Source organism: Enterobacter vonholyi, from assembly GCF_040834095.1.
GTDB classification, from domain to species: Bacteria; Pseudomonadota; Gammaproteobacteria; order Enterobacterales; family Enterobacteriaceae; genus Enterobacter; species Enterobacter vonholyi.
Window position 1 is genome coordinate 4118178 of sequence record NZ_CP162152.1, and the last position, 23432, is coordinate 4141609.

Annotated in this window: 18 protein-coding genes; 7 read left to right on the forward strand and 11 right to left on the reverse strand. The window is 56.8% G+C overall.

What is annotated here, in order from left to right:
• Positions 1 to 421: 421 nt before the first annotated feature.
• A complete protein-coding gene (malT, locus tag AB3N39_RS19405) occupies positions 422 to 3127 on the forward strand; it encodes an HTH-type transcriptional regulator MalT (protein ID WP_008503059.1) in 2706 nt (901 codons plus the stop codon).
• 61 nt (positions 3128 to 3188) lie between these two features.
• Here malT and AB3N39_RS19410 read toward each other — a convergent pair whose 3' ends face one another.
• The 3 genes from AB3N39_RS19410 to glpE are packed head-to-tail and all read right to left on the reverse strand — an operon-like array spanning position 3189 to position 5174.
• Positions 3189 to 3947 carry a DeoR/GlpR family transcriptional regulator gene (locus tag AB3N39_RS19410; protein WP_008503060.1) on the reverse strand — a complete coding sequence of 253 codons (759 nt, stop codon included), beginning with the start codon at positions 3945 to 3947 and terminating at the stop codon, positions 3189 to 3191.
• Between the two features lie 16 nt (positions 3948 to 3963).
• Positions 3964 to 4794 carry a rhomboid family intramembrane serine protease GlpG gene (gene glpG / locus AB3N39_RS19415; RefSeq protein ID WP_133295266.1) on the reverse strand — a complete coding sequence of 277 codons (831 nt, stop codon included), beginning with the start codon at positions 4792 to 4794 and terminating at the stop codon, positions 3964 to 3966.
• Between the two features lie 47 nt (positions 4795 to 4841).
• Positions 4842 to 5174, reverse strand: coding sequence for a thiosulfate sulfurtransferase GlpE (glpE, locus tag AB3N39_RS19420; RefSeq protein ID WP_115876843.1), 333 nt, complete (start codon positions 5172 to 5174; stop codon positions 4842 to 4844).
• 188 nt (positions 5175 to 5362) lie between these two features.
• On the opposite strand from glpE, the gene glpD reads away from it, so the two are divergent.
• Entirely contained in the window at positions 5363 to 6871 is a 1509-nt protein-coding gene (glpD, locus tag AB3N39_RS19425; protein ID WP_136195950.1) for a glycerol-3-phosphate dehydrogenase, read from the forward strand.
• Between the two features lie 95 nt (positions 6872 to 6966).
• Here the strand turns inward: glpD and glgP are convergent, their stop codons facing one another.
• The 6 genes from glgP to asd all read right to left on the reverse strand — a co-directional run bounded on the left by glgP (position 6967) and on the right by asd (position 17688).
• Positions 6967 to 9414 carry a glycogen phosphorylase gene (gene glgP, locus AB3N39_RS19430; RefSeq protein WP_133295268.1) on the reverse strand — a complete coding sequence of 816 codons (2448 nt, stop codon included), beginning with the start codon at positions 9412 to 9414 and terminating at the stop codon, positions 6967 to 6969.
• A gap of 18 nt (positions 9415 to 9432) precedes the next feature.
• Positions 9433 to 10866: a glycogen synthase GlgA gene (glgA, locus tag AB3N39_RS19435; RefSeq protein ID WP_008503065.1), complete on the reverse strand. Its 1434-nt coding sequence runs from the start codon at positions 10864 to 10866 to the stop codon at positions 9433 to 9435.
• On the reverse strand, positions 10866 to 12161 hold the full coding sequence (gene glgC, locus AB3N39_RS19440; protein ID WP_008503066.1) for a glucose-1-phosphate adenylyltransferase: 1296 nt from the start codon (positions 12159 to 12161) through the stop codon (positions 10866 to 10868). Before glgC ends, glgA begins: the two co-directional genes overlap by 1 nt.
• Before the next feature lie 17 nt (positions 12162 to 12178).
• Positions 12179 to 14152 carry a glycogen debranching protein GlgX gene (glgX, locus tag AB3N39_RS19445; protein ID WP_115876841.1) on the reverse strand — a complete coding sequence of 658 codons (1974 nt, stop codon included), beginning with the start codon at positions 14150 to 14152 and terminating at the stop codon, positions 12179 to 12181.
• Positions 14149 to 16335, reverse strand: a complete 2187-nt coding sequence (glgB, locus tag AB3N39_RS19450) for a 1,4-alpha-glucan branching enzyme (RefSeq protein WP_133295269.1) — start codon at positions 16333 to 16335, stop codon at positions 14149 to 14151. The genes glgX and glgB overlap by 4 nt, the downstream gene beginning before the upstream one ends.
• A 249-nt stretch (positions 16336 to 16584) precedes the next feature.
• On the reverse strand, positions 16585 to 17688 hold the full coding sequence (gene asd, locus AB3N39_RS19455) for an aspartate-semialdehyde dehydrogenase (RefSeq protein ID WP_033146834.1): 1104 nt from the start codon (positions 17686 to 17688) through the stop codon (positions 16585 to 16587).
• 179 nt (positions 17689 to 17867) lie between these two features.
• Here asd and yhgN point away from each other — a divergent pair, with 179 nt between their 5' ends.
• Positions 17868 to 18461, forward strand: a complete 594-nt coding sequence (yhgN, locus tag AB3N39_RS19460; protein ID WP_003861574.1) for an NAAT family transporter YhgN — start codon at positions 17868 to 17870, stop codon at positions 18459 to 18461.
• Between the two features lie 62 nt (positions 18462 to 18523).
• On the opposite strand, the gene tusA is transcribed toward yhgN, so the two are convergent.
• Complete coding sequence (gene tusA / locus AB3N39_RS19465) at positions 18524 to 18766, reverse strand: sulfurtransferase TusA (protein WP_017693840.1); 243 nt, start codon at positions 18764 to 18766, stop codon at positions 18524 to 18526.
• Positions 18767 to 18933: 167 nt separating this feature from the next.
• Here tusA and AB3N39_RS19470 point away from each other — a divergent pair, with 167 nt between their 5' ends.
• Together AB3N39_RS19470 and AB3N39_RS19475 are read left to right on the forward strand one after the other, a co-directional pair.
• Entirely contained in the window at positions 18934 to 19599 is a 666-nt protein-coding gene (locus tag AB3N39_RS19470) for a 7-cyano-7-deazaguanine/7-aminomethyl-7-deazaguanine transporter (protein ID WP_367896961.1), read from the forward strand.
• 72 nt (positions 19600 to 19671) lie between these two features.
• Positions 19672 to 20229 (forward strand): DcrB family lipoprotein, encoded by a 558-nt coding sequence (locus tag AB3N39_RS19475; protein ID WP_008503073.1) that lies wholly within the window; start codon positions 19672 to 19674, stop codon positions 20227 to 20229.
• 4 nt (positions 20230 to 20233) lie between these two features.
• Here AB3N39_RS19475 and AB3N39_RS19480 read toward each other — a convergent pair whose 3' ends face one another.
• Positions 20234 to 21451: an MFS transporter gene (locus AB3N39_RS19480; RefSeq protein ID WP_133295270.1), complete on the reverse strand. Its 1218-nt coding sequence runs from the start codon at positions 21449 to 21451 to the stop codon at positions 20234 to 20236.
• Positions 21452 to 21596: 145 nt separating this feature from the next.
• Here AB3N39_RS19480 and AB3N39_RS19485 point away from each other — a divergent pair, with 145 nt between their 5' ends.
• Both AB3N39_RS19485 and AB3N39_RS19490 read left to right on the forward strand, forming a co-directional pair.
• Positions 21597 to 22646: an AI-2E family transporter gene (locus tag AB3N39_RS19485; RefSeq protein ID WP_023309517.1), complete on the forward strand. Its 1050-nt coding sequence runs from the start codon at positions 21597 to 21599 to the stop codon at positions 22644 to 22646.
• Between the two features lie 336 nt (positions 22647 to 22982).
• Positions 22983 to 23372 (forward strand): hypothetical protein, encoded by a 390-nt coding sequence (locus AB3N39_RS19490; protein ID WP_111963747.1) that lies wholly within the window; start codon positions 22983 to 22985, stop codon positions 23370 to 23372.
• Positions 23373 to 23432 lie beyond the last annotated feature (60 nt).

Below are 23432 nucleotides of genomic sequence, written 5' to 3' on the forward strand. Positions count from 1 at the left end.
AAGATAAAAAAGTAACCGAGGAGAATGTCAAAGAAATGAAATGCGGTTTCGGGTGAAATTAAACCCCGCCGAAATAATTACTTACGTAGAATAATATTTCTGCAATCGGGTAATCGCTAAGGAGGTTATTAATCTCCCTTAACTTTACCAGGAGTATATTAAATTTGACGACACTATCCCTTTCTGAAACCAGTTTCAGCGCAGCCGCAGCACAGCCATACAAGCCAGCATTGACGGGGCATCAAAGACCTTTTCAGAAAGTTCCCTCCTCTGCCTGAATGTTTTGTGACAGAGTGCAAATTCACAGCCACCAAATCCAGACATAACTTGCAATAGTTAACTTATTGGCCGACCTTATATCCATTAATTACGAAGCGCAAAAAAAATAAAATCTCTCGTTCCCCACAGTGAAGTGAAACCTATGTTGATTCCGTCTAAATTAAGTCGCCCGGTTCGCCTTGACCATACAGTGGTCCGCGAGCGTCTGTTGGCTAAACTTTCCGGCGCGCATAATTTCCGACTGGCGCTGGTTACGAGCCCTGCAGGTTATGGAAAAACAACGCTCATTTCGCAATGGGCCGCGGGTAAGAGCGATCTTGGCTGGTACTCTCTCGACGAGGGCGATAACCAGCAGGAGCGTTTTGCCAGCTATCTGATTGCCGCCATACAGCAAGCAACCCATGGACACTGTGTCGCCAGTGAGGTGATGGTGCAAAAGCGCCAGTACGCAAGCCTGTCCTCCCTTTTCTCTCAGCTGTTTATCGAACTGGCCGAATGGCATCGCCCGCTATACGTGGTGATTGATGATTACCATCTCATCACTAACCCGGTAATTCATGAATCGATGCGTTTCTTCCTGCGCCATCAGCCGGAAAACCTGACCTTAGTAGTGCTGTCACGCAACCTGCCGCAGCTGGGTATTGCCAACCTGCGCGTGCGCGATCAGCTCCTGGAAGTGGGCAGCCAGCAGCTGGCCTTTACCCATCAGGAAGCGAAACAGTTCTTTGACTGCCGCCTGAACTCACCGATTGAGGCCGCCGAAAGCAGCCGCCTGTGTGATGACGTTGCCGGCTGGGCCACGGCGCTGCAGCTCATCGCGCTCTCTGCCCGGCAAAATAACAGTCCGGCACATCAGTCTGCGCGGCGCCTGGCGGGCATCAACGCCAGCCACCTTTCTGACTATCTCGTGGATGAGGTGCTGGACAGCGTCGATCCCTCAACGCGTAATTTCCTGCTGAAAAGCTCTCTGCTGCGCTCCATGAACGATGCGCTCATCGTACGGGTGACGGGCTGTGAAAATGGCCAGCTGCAGCTCGAAGAAATTGAACGTCAAGGCCTTTTCCTGACGCGCATGGACGATCCGGGCGAGTGGTTTAGCTATCATCCGCTGTTTGGCAGCTTCCTGCGCCAGCGCTGTCAGTGGGAGCTGGCGGTTGAACTGCCGGAGATCCACCGCGCCGCTGCCGAAAGCTGGATGGCGCAAGGCTTCCCAAGCGAAGCCATCCACCACGCGCTGGCCGCCGGTGATGCCAGCATGCTGCGCGATATCCTCCTCAATCATGCGTGGGGCCTGTTTAACCACAGCGAGTTGACGCTGCTGGAAGAATCCCTCAAAGCGCTGCCGTGGGAAAGCCTGCTTGAGAATCCGCGTCTGGTGCTGCTGCAGGCCTGGCTGATGCAGAGCCAGCATCGCTACAGCGAAGTGAACACCCTGCTGGCGCGCGCCGAGCAGGAGATGGAAAGCGAAATGGATACCACCCTGCACGGCGAGTTCAACGCGCTGCGCGCTCAGGTGGCGATTAACGATGGCGACCCGGACGAAGCTGAACGGCTGGCGATGGTCGCGCTGGATGAACTGCCGCTTGCCAACTTCTACAGCCGTATCGTGGCGACCTCCGTGCACGGCGAAGTGCTGCACTGCAAAGGCGATCTCACGCGATCGCTTTCACTGATGCAGCAAACCGAACAGATGGCGCGTCGTCATGATGTCTGGCATTACGCCCTGTGGAGCCTGATCCAACAGAGCGAGATTTTATTCGCGCAGGGGTTCCTGCAGGCTGCCTGGGAAAACCAGGAAAAAGCGTTCCAGTTGATTCGTGAACAGCATCTGGAACAGCTGCCGATGCACGAGTTCCTGTTGCGTATTCGCGCCCAGCTGCTGTGGGCATGGTCGCGTCTGGATGAAGCGGAAAGCTGCGCCCGTCAGGGTGTGGATGTTCTTTCCAGCTTCCAGCCTCAGCAGCAGCTGCAGTGCCTGGCGCTGCTGGTGCAGTGCTCGCTGGCGCGCGGCGATCTCGACAACGCCCGCAACCATCTTAACCGCCTGGAAAACCTGCTCGGCAACGGCCAGTATCATAGCGACTGGGTGTCAAACGCCGACAAGGTCCGGGTGATTTACTGGCAGATGACCGGCGATAAAAAATCTGCCGCCAACTGGCTGCGCCAGACGCCAAAACCGGAATTTGCCAACAACCACTTCCTGCAGAGCCAGTGGCGCAACATTGCCCGCGCGCAGATCCTGCTCGGTGAATTAGAGCCCGCTGAGATTGTGCTGGAGGAGCTGAACGAGAACGCGCGCAGCCTGCGCCTGATGAGCGACCTGAACCGCAACCTGCTGCTGCAAAACCAGCTCTACTGGCAGGCGGGTCGTAAAAACGATGCCCAGCGCGTGCTGCTGGAGGCGCTGCAGCTGGCAAACCGCACCGGGTTTATCAGCCACTTTGTAATTGAAGGGGAAGTGATGGCGCAGCAGCTGCGCCAGCTGATTCAGCTCAACACGCTGCCGGAACTGGATCAGCATCGCGCCCAGCGCATTCTGCGCGAGATTAACCAGCATCATCGGCACAAGTTCGCGCATTTCGATGAGAACTTTGTTGAACGTCTGCTGAACCACCCGGAAGTGCCGGAACTTATCCGCACCAGCCCGCTCACCCAGCGCGAATGGCAGGTTCTGGGGCTGATTTATTCAGGCTACAGCAACGAGCAGATTGCCGGTGAGCTTGCGGTGGCGGCGACCACCATCAAAACGCATATCCGCAATCTGTACCAGAAGCTGGGCGTGGCGCATCGTCAGGATGCAGTACAGCATGCACAGCAGCTGTTGAAGATGATGGGGTACGGCGTTTAGATTTGTGCGGCCTGACGCCCTCACCCCGGCCCTCTCCCACAGGGAGAGGGAGAACGGCTTTTCAACACAACTCTAACTGCAAATTATTATCTTTAATTACCTGCATCACGCCCGCCGGCGGCATCACGTCGGTATAGACCGCATCCACCATGCTGATGCTGCCCATGTTCACCATCGCGTTACGGCCAAACTTGGAATGATCCACCACCAGCATCACGTGGCGTGAATTTTCAATAATCGCGCGCTTGGTGCGCACCTCGTGGTAATCAAACTCCAGCAGCGAGCCGTCGCTGTCGATACCGCTGATCCCCAGAATGCCGAAGTCGAGGCGGAACTGCGAGATAAAGTCGAGGGTCGCTTCGCCGATAATCCCGCCGTCGCGGCTGCGCAGCTCGCCGCCCGCGAGGATGATGCGGAAGTCGTCTTTCTGCATCAGGGTATTGGCCACGTTCAGGTTGTTGGTGACCACGCGCAGGTTCTCGTGATCCAGCAGCGCATGGGCGACCGCTTCCGGCGTGGTGCCGATATCAATAAACAGCGTCGCGCCGTTCGGGATCTGGCTGGCGACCTTGCGGGCAATGCGCTCTTTCTCTGCCGTCTGCGTCGCCTTACGGTCGTGCCAGGAGGTGTTGACCGAGCTGGACGGCAGCGCCGCGCCGCCGTGGTGGCGAAGAATACGGTTCTGATCGGCCAGGTCGTTCAGGTCACGACGGATGGTTTGTGGGCTGACGGCAAACTGCTCCACCAGCTCTTCGGTGCTGACGTATCCCTGTTTTTTTACCAGTTCGATAATGGCGTCATGACGTTGTGTTTGTTTCATCAATTATCCCTGAGAATTATGTTCGTTTTCGCGCATGGAGCGTGTCGGCAAAGGCCATCGCCAGCCCCACGGCCAGCCCGGCGACGTGCGCACCGTTGGCGATAGACATACCAAACAGATCAAACCATCCGGCAATTAGCCATATTAATGCAAAGGTTATTAATCCGCGTTGCAGATAGATGCCACTTTCCGGGTCGCGCTCCCCGCGAAGCCAGACGTAGCCCATCAGGGCATACACGACACCCGACAGCCCGCCGAACCATGGCCCGCTGAACTTGTGCTGCACGTAGCCACTTAACAGGGCGCTGATGATGGTGATAACGATCAGCTTGCCGCTGCCCAGACGCTTTTCAACGGCACCGCCGAGATACCACCACCAGAGCAGGTTAAAGAGGATATGCATCACCGAGAAATGCATCATCACGTGGCTAAAGTAGCGCCAGACGTCAAACTCAAGAGACGAGTCATAGGGCCACGCCAGGGCAATCATTACGCTCTGGTCGCCGACCACGTTCATGATAATGAAGACGATGATACAGGCCGCCATCAGCAGCAGCGTAAACGGGCCCGCGCGCTCGCGAATAGTGGCGAGGAAAGGAAAGCGGCTGTAGTGCAATCCGCTGCCGGTCTGGCCGGACTGCCAGCTGGCCGCCAGATAGCGCGGGTCGCCAGGGTTCTCAAGAAAACGCGCCAGCTCCTCGTTTACCCGTCCGGCCTGGCTCTCATCGGCCAGCCAGACGTCTGTCTGCGTATGTTGTTGAATAGTCAGAATAACGCCCTGCGTCGCCATATAGTCGACAAACGCCTGGGCGACACGCGGGTTAGTAAAAGAGGTGATCATCAACATGGGCAGCGGTCGCTTATTTCCACACAAAAGAGGACAGTATAGCGGGATCAGCGCTCAAAAGCGTATTCCACTTCCGCCGGGAAATGACGATGCCAGGCATCGAAACCACCGTCGACGCTGTAAACTGCGTCGTAACCCTGCTGAAGCAGATACTGCGCCGCGCCTTTGCTGCTGTTGCCGTGGTAACACATGACCATCACCGGCGTGTCGAAGTCGTTATCGCGCATAAACGCGCTCAGCGTGTCGTTGGTGAGATGGAACGCGCCCGGCGTATGGCCCATCGCAAAACTCTGCGGATCGCGGATGTCCACCAGCACCGCTTTTCCCTGGTGCATCTTCTGGTGGGCTTCTTCTACGTTAATACATTCAAACTGATCCATGGTGTTCTCTTTACAGTGGTCAACGACAAGATTTTACCCCGTAGTGTACGTCCTGGCGGCGGGTAAACGCCATTATGTTATCCATATCACTCTAAATTGTTTTTTTGATGTTACCAAAAGCGCGTTCCTTTGCTATTATGAGCGATATCGAACATTTCTGAGCTTTAACGAAAGTGCATGAGGGTGTTATGGAAACCAAAGATCTGATTGTGATAGGCGGTGGCATCAACGGTGCCGGTATTGCGGTCGATGCCGCAGGACGCGGTTTGTCCGTACTGATGCTGGAAGCTAACGATCTCGCCTGCGCGACGTCGTCCGCCAGCTCCAAACTGATTCACGGTGGCCTGCGCTACCTGGAACACTACGAATTCCGCCTGGTCAGTGAAGCGCTGGCCGAACGTGAAGTGCTGCTGAAAATGGCCCCGCATCTGGCGATTCCGATGCGCTTCCGCCTGCCCCATCGCCCGCATCTGCGTCCGGCGTGGATGATTCGCATCGGTCTGTTTATGTACGATCATCTGGGTAAACGCACCAGCCTCCCGGGTTCGAAAGGGTTGCGTTTTGGCTCAGAATCGGTCCTTAAGCCGGAAATCGTGCGCGGATTCGAATATTCCGACTGCTGGGTGGATGATGCCCGCCTGGTACTGGCGAATGCGCAGATGGTTGAGAAGAAAGGTGGCGAGGTGAAAACCCGCACCCGCGCAACCGCTGCCCGTCGTGAAAATGGCCTGTGGATTGTGGAAGCGGAAGACATTGATACCGGCGAGAAATTCAGCTGGAAAGCGCGCGGCCTGGTGAACGCTACCGGCCCGTGGGTGAAGCAGTTCTTCGACGACGGCATGCATCTGCCTTCTCCATACGGCATTCGCCTAATCAAAGGCAGCCACATTGTGGTGCCGCGCGTGCATACCCAGAAGCAGGCTTACATCCTGCAGAACGAAGACAAGCGCATCGTGTTTGTGATCCCGTGGATGGACGAATTCTCGATCATCGGTACTACCGACGTGGAGTACAAAGGCGATCCGAAGAACGTCGAGATCGACGAGAGCGAAGTGAACTACCTGCTCAAAGTGTATAACGCGCACTTTAAGAAACAGCTGTCGCGCGACGACGTTGTCTGGACCTACTCCGGCGTGCGTCCGCTGTGCGATGACGAATCTGACTCACCGCAGGCCATTACCCGCGACTATACGCTCGATATTCACGACGTTGACGGTCAGGCGCCGCTGCTTTCCGTGTTTGGCGGTAAGCTCACTACCTACCGCAAGCTGGCCGAGCACGCGCTGGAAAAACTGGCGCCGTACTATAAAGGCATTGGCCCGGCATGGACCAAGGGCGCGGTACTGCCCGGCGGTGATATCGGCGATAACCGCGATGATTACGCCGCGAAGCTGCGCCGTCGGTTCCCGTTCATCACCGAAGGAATGGCGCGCCACTATGCCCGCACTTACGGCAGCAATACCGAGCTGATTCTGGGCGATGCGAAGGACATGGCGGATCTGGGCGAGCATTTCGGCCACGAGCTGTACGAAGCCGAACTGCGTTACCTGGTTGAGCACGAGTGGGTGCGTCGTCTGGACGATGCTATCTGGCGCCGTACCAAGGAAGGGATGTGGCTCAACGCCGAGCAGCAGTCTCGCGTGGCGCAGTGGTTACTGCAAAATGCGGGGAAGCGTGAGCTGTCGCTGGCGTCGTAATACGACCGGTGCGGACTGATGCCCTCACCCTGCCCCTCTCCCACAGGGAGAGGGAACAAACACTAAAAACGGCAACCGAGGTTGCCGTTTTGCTTTTACAATCTCACCGGATCAATATGCCAGATCGTCTCGGCATACTCCTTGATGGTCCGGTCTGACGAGAAATAGCCCATATTGGCGATGTTGTACATCGCGGCGCTGGTCCACTTCTCCTGCTGACGGTACAGCTCGTCAACCTTATCCTGACAGTCCACGTAGCTGCGATAATCCGCCAGCACCTGGTAGTGATCGCCAAAGTTAATCAGCGAATCCACCAGATCGCGATAGCGGCTCGGTTCATCCGGGCTAAACACGCCGGTCGCGATCTGCGTCAGCACCTGACGCAACTCTTCATCCTCTTCGTAATATTGACGCGGCGAGTAGCCTTTCCTGCGAAGCGCCTCCACCTCTTCCGTCGTGTTACCGAAGATGAAGATATTTTCTTCGCCCACGTGCTCCAGCATCTCGACGTTCGCCCCGTCCAGCGTGCCGATGGTCAGCGCGCCGTTGAGGGCAAACTTCATATTACTGGTACCCGATGCTTCAGTACCCGCCGTCGAAATCTGTTCAGAGAGATCCGCCGCCGGGATGATCAGCTGCGCAAGGCTGACGCTGTAGTTCGGAATGAACACCACCTTCAGCTTGTCGCCAATGTCCGGATCCTGGTTAACCACCTTCGCCACGTCGTTGATGAGATGAATAATGTGCTTCGCCATGTAGTAGGCGGAAGCCGCCTTACCGGCGAAGATCTTCACGCGCGGCACCCATTCGGCCGTTGGATCGGCCTTGATGCGGTTGTAATGGGTGATCACGTGCAGCACGTTCATCAGCTGACGCTTGTATTCGTGGATGCGTTTGATCTGCACGTCGAACAGCGCTTTCGGGTTAGCGACCACGTTGAGGTGCATCGCCAGCCAGACCGCCAGACGCTTTTTGTTCAGCAGCTTGGCTTCGCGTACGGCTTTGTTCACCGTCGGGAAATCAATATGCTGTTCCAGCTCGCTCAGCTGGCTCAAATCGGTACGCCAGGTGCGGCCGATATTCTCGTCCAGCACCTCAGAGAGCGGCTGGTTGGCCAGCGCCAGCCAGCGGCGCGGCGTGACGCCGTTGGTCACGTTGCAGAACCGCGTCGGGAAGATCTTCGCGAAGTCCGCAAACAGAGACTGCACCATCAGGTTCGAGTGGAGCTCGGACACGCCGTTGACCTTGTGGCTGATGACAACCGCCAGCCAGGCCATGCGCACGCGACGACCGTTCGACTCATCAATGATGGACGCACGGCTCAGCAGGCCGGTATCGTTCGGATACTGCTCCTGCAGCGTCTTGAGGAAGTAGTCGTTAATCTCAAAGATAATCTGCAGGTGGCGCGGCAGGATTTTACCGAGCATGTCCACCGGCCACGTCTCCAGCGCTTCGCTCATCAGCGTGTGGTTGGTGTACGAGAACACCTGGCAGGTCACCTCAAAGGCGTCATCCCAGCTGAACTTATGCTCGTCGATCAGCAGGCGCATCAGTTCCGGAATAGAGAGCACCGGGTGGGTGTCGTTAAGGTGGATCGCGGTTTTCTCCGCCAGGTTGGCGTAGGTTTTGTGCAGCTGATGGTGGCGGCTGAGGATGTCCTGAATGGTAGCCGAAACGAGGAAATACTCCTGACGCAGGCGCAGCTCGCGACCCGAGTAGGTCGAGTCATCCGGGTACAGCACGCGGGACACGTTCTCGGAGTGGTTTTTATCCTCCACCGCCGCGAAGTAGTCACCCTGGTTAAATTTACCGAGGTTAATTTCGCTACTGGCCTGGGCACTCCACAGGCGCAGCGTGTTGGTGGCGTCGGTATCGTAGCCGGGGATAATCTGGTCGTAGGCCACGGCCAGGATCTCTTCCGTTTCCACCCAGCGGGATTTTTTCCCTTCCTGCTGGATACGCCCGCCAAAGCGCACCTTGTAACGCGTGTTGTGGCGCTTGAATTCCCACGGGTTGCCGTACTCCAGCCAGTAGTCCGGCGACTCTTTCTGACGCCCGTCGACGATGTTCTGTTTGAACATACCGTAGTCGTAGCGAATACCGTAGCCGCGGCCCGGCAGCGCCAGCGTCGCCAGCGAGTCGAGGAAGCAGGCGGCGAGACGCCCCAGACCGCCGTTGCCGAGGCCCGGGTCGTTCTCTTCGTCGATCAGTTCTTCTAAATCTAACCCCATCTCTTCGAGTGCGGTTTTGACATCGTCATAAATACCGAGCGACAGCAGCGCGTTGGACAGCGTGCGGCCAATCAAAAATTCCATCGACAGGTAGTAAACCTGACGCGTCTCCTGCGAAAGCTGGGCGCGGTTTGAGCGCAGCCAGCGTTCAACCAGGCGGTCACGCACCGCAAACAGGGTGGCGTTCAGCCACTCGTGCTTGTTGGCTATAACCGGATCTTTCCCGATGGTGAACATCAGCTTGTAGGCGATGGAGTGCTTTAACGCCTCAACGCTGAGCGTGGGTGAAGAGTAGCTAAATGGAGCGTTCATATCAGTAACTTCGCCTCGTTACATCAAGCGTTGATAGAGATCGCGGTATGACTGCGCCGCGACGTGCCAGCTAAAGTCCATGGACATCGCCTGACGCTGAACGTAACGCCAGAGTGATGGACGGGACCACAAGACGAAAGCACGCCGAATCGCCCGAAGCAGCGACCAGGCATTACTGTCCTCAAAGACAAACCCGCTGGCGATACCGTCCGCCAGATTTTCCAGAGAGCTGTCGGATACGGTATCCGCCAGTCCGCCCGTGCGGCGCACCAGCGGCAGCGTGCCGTATTTCAGACCATAAAGCTGCGTCAGGCCGCAGGGTTCGAAACGGCTTGGCACCAGAATGACGTCCGCGCCGCCCATAATTCGGTGCGAGAACGCCTCGTGGTAGCCAATCTGCACGCCCACCTGCCCCGGGTGTTCCGCAGCGGCGGCAAGGAAACCTTCCTGCAGCACCGGATCGCCCGCGCCGAGCAGCGCCAGCTGTCCGCCCTGCTCCAGTAAACCGGGCAGCGCCTCCAGCACCAGATCCAGCCCTTTCTGGCTGGTCAGGCGGCTCACGACGGCGAACAGCGGCACTTTGTCGTTCACCTTCAGGCCCATCGCAATCTGCAGCTGGCGTTTGTTTTCCGCTTTGTCTTCCACGGAATCACGGCCATAGCGCGCCGCCAGCAGGAGATCGGTTTCCGGGCTCCAGATCTGTTCATCCACGCCGTTCAGAATACCCGACAGGCGGCCTTCGCGATGGCGCTGCTGCAGCAACCCTTCCATGCCGTAGCCAAACGCCGGCTGGGTGATCTCACGCGCGTAGGTCGGGCTCACCGCCGTGATGTGATCGGCGTAGTACAGCCCCGCCTTCAGGAACGAGATCTGCCCGTTAAACTCCAGACCGTGCATGTTAAAGAACGACCATGGCAGATCGATGTCATTCATGTGATGGGCGTAGTACATCCCCTGATAGGCAAGGTTATGCACGGTAAAGACCGATTTCGCCGGGTGGCCGCGCGCGGCGAGATACGCCGGGGCAAGCCCGGCGTGCCAGTCGTGCGCGTGCACCACATCCGGACGCCAGAACGGATCCAGCCCCGTCGCCATTTCTGCTCCAACCCAGCCGAGCAGCGCAAAGCGCAGCACGTTGTCGGTGTAGGCGAACAGGTTCGTATCGTGATACGGGCTGCCCGGGCGATCGTATAAGTGCGGCGCGTCGATCAGGTAAATCCCTACGCCATTGTAATGTCCAAACAGCAGGGTAATGCGTCCGGCAAACGTTTCACGGCGGGTCACCACTTTTGCATCGGGTATACCGCGCCGGATATCCGGAAAGGCGGGCAGCAGGACTCGGGTATCCACGCCTCCGGCGATTTGCGCCGCCGGTAATGCGCCAAGCACATCTGCCAGTCCGCCCGTTTTTAATAACGGGAACATCTCAGAACATACGTGTAAAACCTGCATCATCGCTCCTGTTTGATCTGCAGCTTCCGCAACATTTCCCGTGTGACTAACACGATCCCCTCTTCCGAACGGTAGAAACGACGCGCGTCTTCTTCCGCATTCTCCCCAATGACCATCCCTTCAGGGATGACGCAGGCACGGTCGATCACGCAACGACGCAGACGACACGAGCGCCCTACCCAGACATCCGGCAACAAGACTGCCGAATCGATATTACAGAATGAATTTATCCGCACGCGCGGGAACAACACCGACTGCACCACGACCGAACCGGAGATAATGCACCCGCCGGACACCAGCGAGTTCAGCGTCATACCGTGGCTGCCGGAGCGGTCCTGCACGAATTTGGCCGGCGGTAGCGACTCCATATGGGTACGAATCGGCCAGTTCTGGTCATACATATCCAGTTCAGGCGTGACCGATGCCAGATCGAGGTTCGCTTTCCAGTAAGCTTCCAGCGTTCCCACATCGCGCCAGTAGGGTTCCGCATTCGGATCGGACTGTACGCAGGACAGCGGGAATGGATGTGCATACGCCATGCCAGCTTTCGTGATTTTCGGAATGATGTCTTTACCGAAGTCGTGGCTGGAGTTTTCGTCTTTGTCGTCTTCTTCCAGCAGCTCATAAAGATAATCTGCGTCAAAGACATAGATCCCCATGCTGGCGAGCGATTTGGTGTCATCGCCCGGCATCGTTGGCGGGTTCGCCGGTTTTTCAACGAAGTCGATAATTTTGTCGTCGGCATCCACGTGCATGACGCCAAACGCCGTCGCTTCGGCAACGGGCACAGGCAGACACGCCACGGTGCAGCGCGCCCCTTTTTCGACGTGGTCGATCAGCATGTGGGAGTAATCTTGCTTGTAGATGTGGTCCCCGGCGAGGATCACGATGTATTCCGCGTTATAGCGACGAATAATGTCGAGGTTCTGGGTCACCGCATCCGCCGTACCGCGGTACCAGTTCTCGCCGTGAACGCGCTGCTGAGCAGGAAGGAGATCGACAAACTCGTTCATCTCTTCGCTGAAGAATGACCAGCCGCGCTGGATATGCTGAACCAGCGTGTGCGACTGATACTGCGTAATGACGCCGATGCGGCGAATGCCCGAGTTCAGACAGTTGGAGAGCGCAAAGTCGATGATGCGGAACTTACCACCAAAGTGAACAGCCGGTTTGGCGCGCTTGATGGTCAAATCTTTCAGACGGGTACCACGCCCACCCGCAAGGATCAGGGCAACCGTTTTTAATGGTAGCTGGCGTGCCAACATTAAGGGATCGTTCTTCTCTAATCTAACCATGACTAACTCCTTTTTTATCATCTTTGGAATACGCACACTCCGTGCGCAGGCCCGTGCCAGACAGCCATTACTACCGGATTATCCGCTCCGGCAAAGGGGGGAACGGCGCGCCACTCCCCGTCAGGTAAAACAATCTCTGCGACGTCATCCGTCGCGTTCAGCGTGACCAGCCATTTATCCGACAGCAGGATTTGCAGGCGTGGTACGCCGTGTTGCCACTCTTGCGCGCTTAACGGTTGCGCGTCTTTATTCAGCCAGCGAACGTTGCCGTCACCCTCTTCCCACCAGCTGTTGGCGGTCAGCGCGGGGATCTGCTGGCGAAGATGGATCAGCGCAGCGGTGAAATGAATCAGCCCGCTGTTGGCTTCCCCCCAGTCGAGCCAGGTTAAGGTGTTGTCCTGGCAATACGCATTGTTATTACCGTGCTGGCTGTGACCATGCTCATCGCCTGCCAGCAGCATCGGCGTGCCCTGCGACAGTAAAAGCGTTGTCAGCAGCGCATGAACGCTGGCGCGTCGCCGCTCGATGACGTCGAGGCTTCCGCCTAACCCTTCTATACCATGATTAAAGCTATGGTTATTGTTAGTGCCATCGCGATTCTCTTCGCCGTTTGCCTCATTGTGTTTCTGATTGAAACAAACGCAGTCCCTGAGCGTAAAACCGTCGTGCGCCGTCAACAGGTTGACGGTAGCCGACGGGCGTTTGCCGTCGCGCTTAAAGAGATCGCTCGACGCGGCAAAGCGCCCGGCAAATTCCCCCAGCGACAGATTGCGTTCCAGCCAGAAGCGGCGCACGGCGTCGCGGTAGTGATCGTTCCACTCGGCAAACAGCGGCGGGAAATTCCCGACCTGATAACCGCCTTCGCCAATGTCCCACGGCTCGGCAATGAGCTTCACCTGCGAGAGCACCGGACAGTTTTTTATCGCCTCGAACAGCGGCGCCTGCCGGCTGAACGCCGGCGTGCGCCCCATCACGGGCGCCAGGTCGAAACGAAAACCGTCGACGTGGAACGTCTCCACCCAGTATTTCAGGCATTCATACGCAAAATGCGTGACCGCCGGATGGCTGAGGTTGAGCGTGTTACCGCAGCCGGTCCAGTTCTCATAATCGCCATCCTGCCTGATCCAATAATAGCTACGGTTATCAATTCCGCGCATGGAGAGCGTCGGACCGTCGAGATCGCTTTCTGCACTGTGGTTGAGCACCACGTCCAGAATGACCTCAATGCCCGCCGCGTGGAGAGCCTTCACCGCATCGCGGAACTCGTCCCGCGCTTTTTCCGGATGGACGGCATAGCGCGGCTCGAGCGCGAACATCGCCAGCGGGTTGTAGCCCCAGTAGTTGCTGAGCCCCAGCCGCTGCAGGCGCGGCTCGCTGGCAAAATGGGCAACGGGAAGCAGTTCCAGGGCGGTGATACCGAGATGTTTCAGGTAGGCGATCATGGTGGGATGCCCGAGCGCCTTATAGGTGCCGCGCATCTCTTTGGGGATCGACGGGTGCAGGTACGTCAGCCCTTTAACGTGGGCTTCATAAATGACGGTATTGCCCCACGGCGTGTGCGGCGGGGCATCGTCTTCCCAGTCATAAAGATCGTTCACCACCACGCTTTTTGGCGCGACGGGCGCGCTGTCGCGGTGGTCGGGCTCGCCGTAGCCCACGTGGAAGAGCGGGTCATCTTTAAATTCGCCGTCCACGCGGTGCGCGCACGGGTCAATCAGCAGCTTCGCCGGGTTAAACCAGTGACCCTGCGCCGGATCCCACGGACCATGTACGCGAAAGCCATAGTGCATGCCTGGCCGTCCTCCGGCCAGGTAGCCGTGCCAGGTATCCCCCGTGCGCGCGGGTAAATCGTAACGGTGCTCGTTACCTTCCCCGTCAAACACGCACAGTTCAACCCGCTCGGCGTGAGCGGAAAAGAGGGTGAAATTGACACCCTTTCCGTCAAAACGCGCCCCGAGCGGTTCGGGTTTACCTGCCGTAAGCTGCGTCATTCGCCCTCCCGCATCAGCCAGATGGTGCCAAGCGGCGGCAGCGTCAGGCTCAGGGAGTTGGGTCGCCCGTGGCTTTCTATGGCGTCACTCTGTACCAGCCCGCCGTTACCGGCGTTGCTGCCGTGGTAGTGCATCGAATCGGTATTCAGAATTTCACGCCATTTGCCCGGCTGGTTAATGCCGAAGCGGTAGTGTTCGCGCGGCACCGGGGTGAAGTTGCTGGCGACGATGATCTCGTTACCGGCCTTGTCACGACGCACAAAGACAAACACCGAGCGCTCATGGTCGTCCACCACCAGCCACTCAAAGCCGTACGGATCGAAGTCCAGCTCGTGCAGCGCTTTGTGGTGGCGATAGGTCAGGTTCAGATCGCGCACCAGACGCTGCACCCCGTGGTGCCAGTTGTCGCCGCCTTCCAGCAGATGCCAGTCGAGGCTGGCGTCGTGGTTCCACTCGCGACCCTGAGCGAACTCATTGCCCATGAACAGCAGTTTCTTACCCGGGAAGGCAAACATCCAGCCGTAATAGGCGCGCAGGTTGGCAAACTTCTGCCACGCGTCGCCCGGCATGCGGTCGAGAATGGATTTTTTGCCGTGCACCACCTCATCGTGCGACAGCGGCAGCATGAAGTTTTCGGTGTAGTTGTAGAGCATCCCGAACGTCAGCTTATCGTGATGATACTTACGGTGAACCGGATCCAGCTTCATATAGTCGAGCGTGTCGTGCATCCAGCCCAGGTTCCACTTATACCAGAACCCCAGGCCGCCCAATGACGGCGGACGGGAGACGCCCGCAAAGTCGGTCGACTCTTCCGCCATGGTCACGGCACCGTCCACCTGCTCGCCGATAATGCGGTTGGTATTGCGCAGGAACTCAATGGCTTCCAGGTTTTCGCGGCCGCCAAACTCGTTCGGGATCCACTCCCCCTCTTTGCGGCTGTAGTCGCGGTAGATCATCGACGCCACCGCATCGACGCGCAGGGCATCAATGCCAAACCGCTCGATCCAGTACAGGGCATTCCCGACCAGGTAGTTTGAGACCTCACGGCGACCGTAGTTGTAGATCAGCGTATTCCAGTCCTGGTGATAGCCTTCGCGCGGATCGCTGTGCTCGTACAGCTTCGTACCGTCAAATTCTGCCAGCGCGAAATCATCCGCAGGGAAATGGCCCGGCACCCAGTCGAGGATGACGTTCAGCCCGGCGGCGTGCGCGGCATCAATGAAATAGCGGAAGTCGTCGCGCGTGCCGAAGCGGCGCGTTGGCGCATACAGCCCGGTGGGCTGATAGCCCCAGCTGCCGTCGAACGGGTGTTCATTGACCGGGAGCAGCTCAAGGTGAGTAAAGCCCATCCATTTGGCGTACGGCACCAGCTGGTCGGCAAGCTCCCGGTAGCTCAGCCAGAAGTTGTTATCGGTGTGGCGGCGCCAGGAGCCGAGATGAACTTCATAGACGGAGATCGGCGCATCAAAGCGGTTGGCCTGTTTACGCTCTTCCGTCTGGACGACCTTCTCAGGCAGGCCGCAAATCAACGACGCGGTATCCGGGCGCATCTGCGCTTCGAAGGCATACGGGTCGGCTTTAATGCGTAGCTTGCCGTTGGCGTCGATCATCTCGAATTTATAAAGCTGCCCGGGGTGCGCCCCGGGGATAAACAGCTCCCAGATGCCGGTTTCCCGGCGCAGGCGCATCGGGTGTCGGCGACCGTCCCAGTAGTTGAACTGGCCTACAACGGAGACGCGCTGGGCGTTAGGCGCCCACACGGCGAACCGCGTGCCGGTAATGCCATCCATGGTATCGGCATGGGCACCCAGCGTTTCATAAGGGCGAAGATGCGTTCCTTCGGAGAGCAGCCAGGCGTCCATCTCTTTTAAGAGCGGACCAAAGCTGTAAGGATCGTCAATCAGGTTTTGCTGACCGTGCCAGAGAACGGCGAGCTGATAGCGAAAAGGGTTTTTACGACGGGGCATTACGCCCGAGAAGAAGCCACGCGAATCGAGGCATTCAAGATTACCAACCTTGCGGCCAGTTTTGGGTTCAATCACCCAGACTTCTGTGGCATCCGGTAATAGCGCCCGAACTTCCAGACCCGCCTCAGTACGATGCATCCCAAGCACAGAAAAGGGGTCAGCGAAATGACCCGCAATAAGCGCATTAATCACGTCTCTATCCACACGATCGGACATGGTATTCATCCTGTTTTTTATGTCGTCCTTTTTAAGCGCTCCGGGACGACTTTTAATGTGACCTGAACGGGACAGCACAAAAATGTGCATCCATTCTGCTCCGTTCGAACCTCAGGTAAGAAATGACTCTTCCTTAAAGCATAGCCAACGCTCTAGATGACTCCTGATAAAAAATAAGACATACGCGTGTTACTCCGTGTAGTACGCAAAAAAAAGGGGTGAAAATCACCCCCGGTAGTTAACAAATTATTACGCCAGCTGGCGCAGCATGCGGCGCAGCGGCTCGGCGGCGCCCCAAAGGAGCTGGTCACCGACGGTGAACGCGGAGAGATACTCCGGCCCCATGTTCAGCTTGCGCAGACGGCCAACCGGCGTGGTCAGCGTGCCGGTAACGGCAGCCGGGGTCAGCTCGCGCATGGTGATATCACGATCGTTTGGCACCACTTTCGCCCATGGGTTATGCGCGGCCAGCAGTTCTTCCACGGTCGGAATAGACACATCTTTTTTTAGTTTAATGGTGAAGGCCTGGCTGTGGCAGCGCAGCGCGCCGATACGCACGCACAGACCGTCAACCGGAATGGTGTTCGCGGTCGCGAGGATTTTGTTGGTCTCTGCCTGGCCCTTCCACTCTTCGCGGGTCTGGCCGTTATCAAGCTGTTTGTCGATCCACGGGATCAGACCGCCGGCCAGCGGTACGCCAAAGTTATCCACCGGCAGCTCGCCGCTGCGGGTCAGCTGGGTGACCTTACGCTCGATATCCAGAATAGCGGATGCCGGGTTTGCCAGCTCGGTCGCAACGCTCTGGTGCAGCTGGCCCATCTGGGTCAGCAGCTCGCGCATATGGCGCGCGCCGCCGCCGGACGCGGCCTGGTAGGTCGCCACGGAGACCCACTCCACCAGATCCTGAGCGAACAGGCCACCGAGGGACATCAGCATCAGGCTGACGGTGCAGTTGCCGCCAACAAAAGTTTTTACGCCGTTGTTCAGGCCATCGGTGATCACGCCCTGGTTCACCGGGTCGAGAATAATGATGGCATCATCTTTCATGCGCAGCGAAGAAGCCGCGTCAATCCAGTAGCCCTGCCAGCCGCTTTCACGCAGCTTTGGATAGATTTCGTTGGTATAATCGCCGCCCTGGCACGTCACAATAATGTCGAGTGCCTTCAGCGCTTCCAGATCGTAAGCATCCTGCAACGTGCCTGTGGTACCACCAAAGGACGGAGCAGCCTGGCCGAGCTGGGAAGTGGAGAAGAAGACCGGGCGGATAGCGTCGAAATCGCGCTCTTCAACCATGCGTTGCATGAGTACAGAGCCGACCATACCGCGCCAGCCGATAAAACCAACGTTTTTCATAGCATTTTTTTCCTGCTGAGGGTGTGTGCTGATTGTGCAAGCCAGTATTGAACTGGGATATGCTTCACATTACAAAATGCTGCCAAAGTCGCAAGCGAAATTAATCGATGATTGCCCGGCAATCAGAAAAAGCGCTAATCATCGAAATAACACTACTAAGTATCAGGGATAATTTAAAGATGAGTGAAATCATTTCCGCGGCGGTTTTATTGATCCTGATTATGGATCCACTGGGTAACTTGCCGATCTTCATGTCGGTGCTGAAGCACACCGAACCGAAGCGCCGCCGGGCGATCATGATCCGCGAGCTGCTCATCGCCCTGCTGGTGATGTTTATCTTCCTGTTTGCGGGTGAAAAAATCCTCGCATTCCTGAACCTGCGCGCCGAAACCGTGTCGATTTCCGGCGGGATTATTCTTTTCCTGATTGCGATTAAGATGATTTTCCCGAGCGCGGAAGGCAGCAGCAGCGGCCTGCCTGCGGGTGAAGAGCCGTTTATTGTGCCGCTGGCGATTCCCCTCGTTGCCGGGCCGACCATTCTGGCCACGCTGATGCTGCTGTCGCACCAGTATCCGAACCAGATGAGCCATCTGGTGATTGCCCTGCTGATTGCCTGGGGCGGAACGTTTATTATCCTGCTGCAGTCATCCCTGTTCCTGCGCCTGCTGGGTGAGAAAGGGGTAAACGCGCTGGAGCGCCTGATGGGGCTGATTCTGGTAATGATGGCAACGCAGATGTTCCTGGACGGCATTCGGGCGTGGATGAAGGGATGACTTTCTCCCTCTCCCTGTGGGAGAGGGCCGGGGTGAGGGCATCAGGCAGCAGAGGCGCCCACTCAACCCTTACGAATCAAATACCGGTACGGCAGCGTTTCCGTCTGCTGCGCCACCAGCTCATGCTCCATAAAGGTACAAAAACCGGGAATATCGCGCGTGGTGGCCGGGTCGTCGGCAACGATCAGCAGCGTTTCACCGGTCTGCATGTTGCGCACGGTTTTACGTACCATCATTACCGGTTCCGGGCAGCGAAGGCCCTGGGCATCAAGAGTGTGGTCTGGGCTGGAAAACAGGTCGGTCATGATCTTCTCGGTCTGATAAAAACGGCTGTAGTTTACGCCCGGTTGCGATCAATGCAAACCAGGTTAACGATTGCGTAAAAACTAACCATTGCAATGTCCTGACAAAGCAGTATCATGCTGCGGTTTTTATTGGGTTCCCTCACCCCAACGTATAAAAAGGTCACAATATGACGCAGTTTTCTGAATCTCAGCGCGTAAAAGCGTTGTTCTGGCTTTCGCTTTTCCATTTGCTGGTGATCACCTCCAGCAACTATCTGGTGCAGCTCCCGATCTCCATCTTTGGTTTCCATACCACCTGGGGCGCGTTTAGTTTCCCGTTTATTTTCCTCGCGACGGATTTGACCGTGCGTATTTTTGGCGCACCGCTGGCTCGCCGTATTATTTTTTCGGTCATGCTCCCGGCGCTGTTCATCTCGTACGTGATTTCGTCTCTGTTTTATATGGGAAGCTGGCAGGGCTTTGAGGCGTTAACCCACTTAAACCTGTTCGTTGCCCGTATCGCCGCGGCAAGCTTTATGGCCTACGCGCTGGGGCAGATCCTCGACGTGCATGTGTTTAACCGCCTGCGTCAGAATCATCGCTGGTGGATGGCGCCAACCGCCTCCACGCTGTTCGGTAACGTGAGCGATACGCTGGCCTTCTTCTTCATCGCCTTCTGGCGCAGCCCGGATGCGTTCATGGCCGAGCACTGGATGGAAATCGCGCTGGTGGACTACTGCTTTAAGGTTCTCATCAGCATTGTTTTCTTCCTGCCGATGTACGGCGTGCTGCTCAATATGCTGCTGAAAAGGCTGGCAGATAAATCTGAAATCACAGCATTGCAGGCTGGTTAAGGGTTCGCTTTATCAGTTGTGATAAGATGAGCGAATGAGCCGTTATGGCCGTTTATCGAAAGGAAGAAGTCAATGCGCAATCTGGTTAAATATGTCGGGATTGGCCTGCTGGTTGTGGGTCTTGCAGCCTGTGATAACAGCGACACGAAAACGCCTGCTCAGGGCGCATCCGCAGAAAGCAATGCGACCGGCCAGCCGGTGAATCTGATGGATGGCAAACTCAGTTTCTCTCTGCCAGCCGATATGACTGACCAGAGCGGCAAGCTGGGCACCCAGGCGAACAACATGCACGTTTACTCCGACGCAACCGGGCAGAAAGCGGTCATTGTGATTGTGGGCGACGACACCAGCGAAGACCTGGCCGTCCTGTCCAAACGTCTTGAAGATCAGCAGCGCGGCCGCGACCCGCAGCTGCAGGTCGTGACCAATAAATCCATCGAGCTGAAAGGCCATAAGCTGCAGCAGCTCGACAGCATCATCTCCGCAAAAGGCCAGACCGCTTACTCCTCTGTCGTGCTGGGCAAGGTCGATAACAAACTGCTGACCCTGCAGATCACCCTGCCAGCGGAAGATCAGCAGAAAGCGCAGACGGCCGCTGAAAACATCATTAACACCATCGTGATCCAGTAACGCTTCACGACGATGACGTGGCCTCCGGTGCCTGCACCGGGGGCCATTTTTTTAGCCGCCACGTCAGCAGCAGCGCAATAACAACCAGACCCGCCGCGGCAAGATAGATCACCGGCACGCCTGCCCAGGCCATCACCAGCCCCGCCAGCGGGCCGGTAATGCCTAAAGACATATCCATGAATACCGTATAGGTCGCCAGCGCCGCCCCCTGATTCTGCTGCGGCACGGCTTTTACCGCCACCACGCCCAGCGCCGGGAAGACCAGGGAAAAGCCAGCCCCCGCGAGGAACACGCCCACTTTGGCGACCCACGGCACCATCGCAATTCCGGTCAGCAGCAGCCCGACAATCTCTATCGCAAAGCAGATCATCGCCACATTCAGCCCGCCGAGACGGTTGATGCCGTTAGGGAAAAGCAGGCGGGCACCTACAAACGCACAGCTAAACAGGGTTAACGCAAAGGCCGCGCCGTCCCAGCCTTTGGCGTCGTAGAACAGGGTGATGAAGGTCGCAATTACGCCAAAGCCGGTGGTTGCCAGCGCCAGCGCCATGCCGTACGGCCAGACGCGCCCCAGCACCGCACGAAACGGCAGCGGCTTGCCTTTGCTGGCCTTTACTTTCGGACGCGGCAGCGCAAAGAGAATTGCCAGCAGCGCGACCGCCATAATAGCGATAGACAGCCCATACAGCCCGCCAAGCGCATAGCAGGCCACGCCGAGCGGCGCCCCGAGCGCCATTGCACCGTAGGTGACAATCCCGTTCCAGGAGATCACCCGGCCAATGTGCGGCGCACCTACCACCCCCACGCCCCAGAGCGTCGAGCCGGTTCCCGCCAGGCTTTGTCCGATGCCGAGAATGACGCGGCCCAGGCAGAGCAGCGCCAGGCTGACCAGCGGCCAGTGGCTGGTTGCGGCAGCCAGCAGGTAGCTCAGGCCACTGAGGAAACAGCCGCATAAACCCACCACCACAATGCTTTTTGGACCGAACAGGTCCGCGTAGCGCCCGGCATGGGGGCGACTCAGGAGCGTGGCGAAATATTGCAGGCTGATGACCAGCCCCGCCCAGAAGGCGCTGAAGCCCATCACGTCATGGACATAGCTCGGCAGGACCGCCAGCGGCAGGCCAATGGTCAGATAGCTGGCAAAGTTGAAAATCACAACGGAAACGATGCGCAGATTGAGGCGCAATCCGCTCAGTGCCGGTTCAGCGGCAGGTTCGGGCATGGGGTTTTACCTGGATTTTTTACAACCGTGTTTCACTATTACCACGGCGCAATAAGAAAATCAGCACCGACTTTCAGATTAACGGCTCCAGACGAAGCGAAGCCCGGGCACTACACTTACCGGGTCATCATATTAAGGAACACGCATGATCGCTAACCCGTCCGACAAAGCAGGACTTCACATCTTATTAAAACTCGCCTGTCTGGTGGTTATCCTTGCGGGTATTCATGCTGCCGCCGACATTATTGTTCAGCTCCTGCTGGCGCTCTTTTTTGCCATTGTGCTTAATCCTCTGGTCACCTGGTTTTTACGTCGGGGAGTCAGCCGCCCGGTAGCCATCACCATTGTGGTTATTGTTATGCTGATTGGCCTGACGGCGCTCTTCGGCGTACTGGCGGCATCGCTGAGCGAATTCTCCACCATGCTGCCGCAGTACAACAAAGAGCTGACGCGTAAAATTGTCGCGCTGCAGGAGATGGTACCCTTTCTTAATCTGCATATTTCACCCGAACGGATGCTGCGCAGAATGGACTCCGAGAAGGTCATGACCTACGCCACCACCTTGATGACGGGGCTTTCCGGCGCGATGGCCAGCATTCTGCTGCTGGTCATGACGGTAGTGTTTATGCTGTTCGAAGTCCGCCACGTTCCCTATAAGCTGCGCTTTGCACTGAACAACCCACAAATTCACATTGCCGGATTACACCGGGCACTGAAGGGCGTCTCAAAATATCTGGCGCTGAAAACGCTTCTGAGCGTCTGGACCGGGGTCATTGTCTGGCTGGGCCTGATGCTGATGGACGTGCAGTTCGCGCTGATGTGGGGCGTGCTGGCATTTCTGCTGAACTACGTGCCGAATATTGGCGCGGTGCTTTCCGCCGTGCCGCCGATGATTCAGGCGTTTCTGTTCAACGGTTTCTACGAATGCATGCTGGTCGGCGCGCTGTTCCTCGTCGTGCATATGGTGCTGGGCAATATTCTTGAACCGCGCATGATGGGACACCGTCTGGGCATGTCGACGCTGGTGGTATTTTTATCCTTACTGATTTGGGGATGGCTGCTGGGCCCGGTCGGTATGCTGCTGTCGGTTCCCCTGACCAGCGTATGTAAAATCTGGATGGAAACCACCAAAGGCGGCAGCAAGCTGGCGATCCTGCTCGGTCCGGGGAGGCCGAAAAGCCGATTACCCGGATAACCGACCTACCTGTACAGGTAGGTTTAAACCATCAGTAATACACCGTAAATTACCGCGTCCTTAATCCGTCGCGGTATTTTATTTGCGTTAAGGCGATATTCATCCTGTTTTTATTTACGTCGTGCGCATTACGCTAAAACGCAATTTATGATTTAACGCAAATTATAAAAAATGAAATGGTTACTTATTTTTCCATGTTATTATTCCCGTCTTCGCTTCAACGTAATGCAAACATTAATATTGATTAAAAATACGCCTGGCGCCAACGGAAAGCCGGATGAATATTATTTGTAAATACCACTACCTTTAATTGTTAATATTGATATGGAGTTGTTGATGAAAAAGATCGTTAAATGGTGTGCTGCTGCCGTATTCGTTGGCGCACTGGCAGGCTGTGCGCGTACCGCCCCAATCGCTCAGGTTCACTCTATTGTAAGCGCGGGTCATACTGCCGATCAGGTAAAAACGGCAATTTTGAAAGCAGGCCAAAAACGTGACTGGATCATGACGGAAGCGGGCCCGGGAATGATTAAGGGGCGTCTGCAGTCGCGCGATCACTCGGTCCAGGTGAGTATTCCGTATACGGCAACAAGCTATTCAATCAACTATGAAAACAGCCTTAATCTGAAAGCGGCAGACGGTAAAATTCACAAAAATTATAACCGCTGGGTGAATAACCTCGACCACGATATTCAGCTGAACCTCTCCGCAGGCGCCACGCTGTAATATTTTTCTAAAGTCGGGCCGCGTATGGCCCGATAACCTCTCTTTATTATCCTCAAAGGT

What these genes read in the sequence shown, in the direction of transcription:
- glgA (WP_008503065.1), bottom strand. Translation starts at nt 10,866, where the DNA reads ATGCAGGTTTTACACGTATGTTCTGAGATGTTCCCGTTATTAAAAACG.
- AB3N39_RS19485 (WP_023309517.1), top strand. Translation starts at nt 21,597, where the DNA reads ATGATCGCTAACCCGTCCGACAAAGCAGGACTTCACATCTTATTAAAA.
- yhgN (WP_003861574.1), top strand. Translation starts at nt 17,868, where the DNA reads ATGAGTGAAATCATTTCCGCGGCGGTTTTATTGATCCTGATTATGGAT.
- AB3N39_RS19490 (WP_111963747.1), top strand. Translation starts at nt 22,983, where the DNA reads ATGAAAAAGATCGTTAAATGGTGTGCTGCTGCCGTATTCGTTGGCGCA.
- tusA (WP_017693840.1), bottom strand. Translation starts at nt 18,766, where the DNA reads ATGACCGACCTGTTTTCCAGCCCAGACCACACTCTTGATGCCCAGGGC.
- asd (WP_033146834.1), bottom strand. Translation starts at nt 17,688, where the DNA reads ATGAAAAACGTTGGTTTTATCGGCTGGCGCGGTATGGTCGGCTCTGTA.
- glgB (WP_133295269.1), bottom strand. Translation starts at nt 16,335, where the DNA reads ATGTCCGATCGTGTGGATAGAGACGTGATTAATGCGCTTATTGCGGGT.
- AB3N39_RS19475 (WP_008503073.1), top strand. Translation starts at nt 19,672, where the DNA reads ATGCGCAATCTGGTTAAATATGTCGGGATTGGCCTGCTGGTTGTGGGT.
- AB3N39_RS19480 (WP_133295270.1), bottom strand. Translation starts at nt 21,451, where the DNA reads ATGCCCGAACCTGCCGCTGAACCGGCACTGAGCGGATTGCGCCTCAAT.
- glpG (WP_133295266.1), bottom strand. Translation starts at nt 4,794, where the DNA reads ATGTTGATGATCACCTCTTTTACTAACCCGCGTGTCGCCCAGGCGTTT.
- AB3N39_RS19410 (WP_008503060.1), bottom strand. Translation starts at nt 3,947, where the DNA reads ATGAAACAAACACAACGTCATGACGCCATTATCGAACTGGTAAAAAAA.
- glgP (WP_133295268.1), bottom strand. Translation starts at nt 9,414, where the DNA reads ATGAACGCTCCATTTAGCTACTCTTCACCCACGCTCAGCGTTGAGGCG.
- malT (WP_008503059.1), top strand. Translation starts at nt 422, where the DNA reads ATGTTGATTCCGTCTAAATTAAGTCGCCCGGTTCGCCTTGACCATACA.
- glpE (WP_115876843.1), bottom strand. Translation starts at nt 5,174, where the DNA reads ATGGATCAGTTTGAATGTATTAACGTAGAAGAAGCCCACCAGAAGATG.
- glpD (WP_136195950.1), top strand. Translation starts at nt 5,363, where the DNA reads ATGGAAACCAAAGATCTGATTGTGATAGGCGGTGGCATCAACGGTGCC.
- AB3N39_RS19470 (WP_367896961.1), top strand. Translation starts at nt 18,934, where the DNA reads ATGACGCAGTTTTCTGAATCTCAGCGCGTAAAAGCGTTGTTCTGGCTT.
- glgX (WP_115876841.1), bottom strand. Translation starts at nt 14,152, where the DNA reads ATGACGCAGCTTACGGCAGGTAAACCCGAACCGCTCGGGGCGCGTTTT.
- glgC (WP_008503066.1), bottom strand. Translation starts at nt 12,161, where the DNA reads ATGGTTAGATTAGAGAAGAACGATCCCTTAATGTTGGCACGCCAGCTA.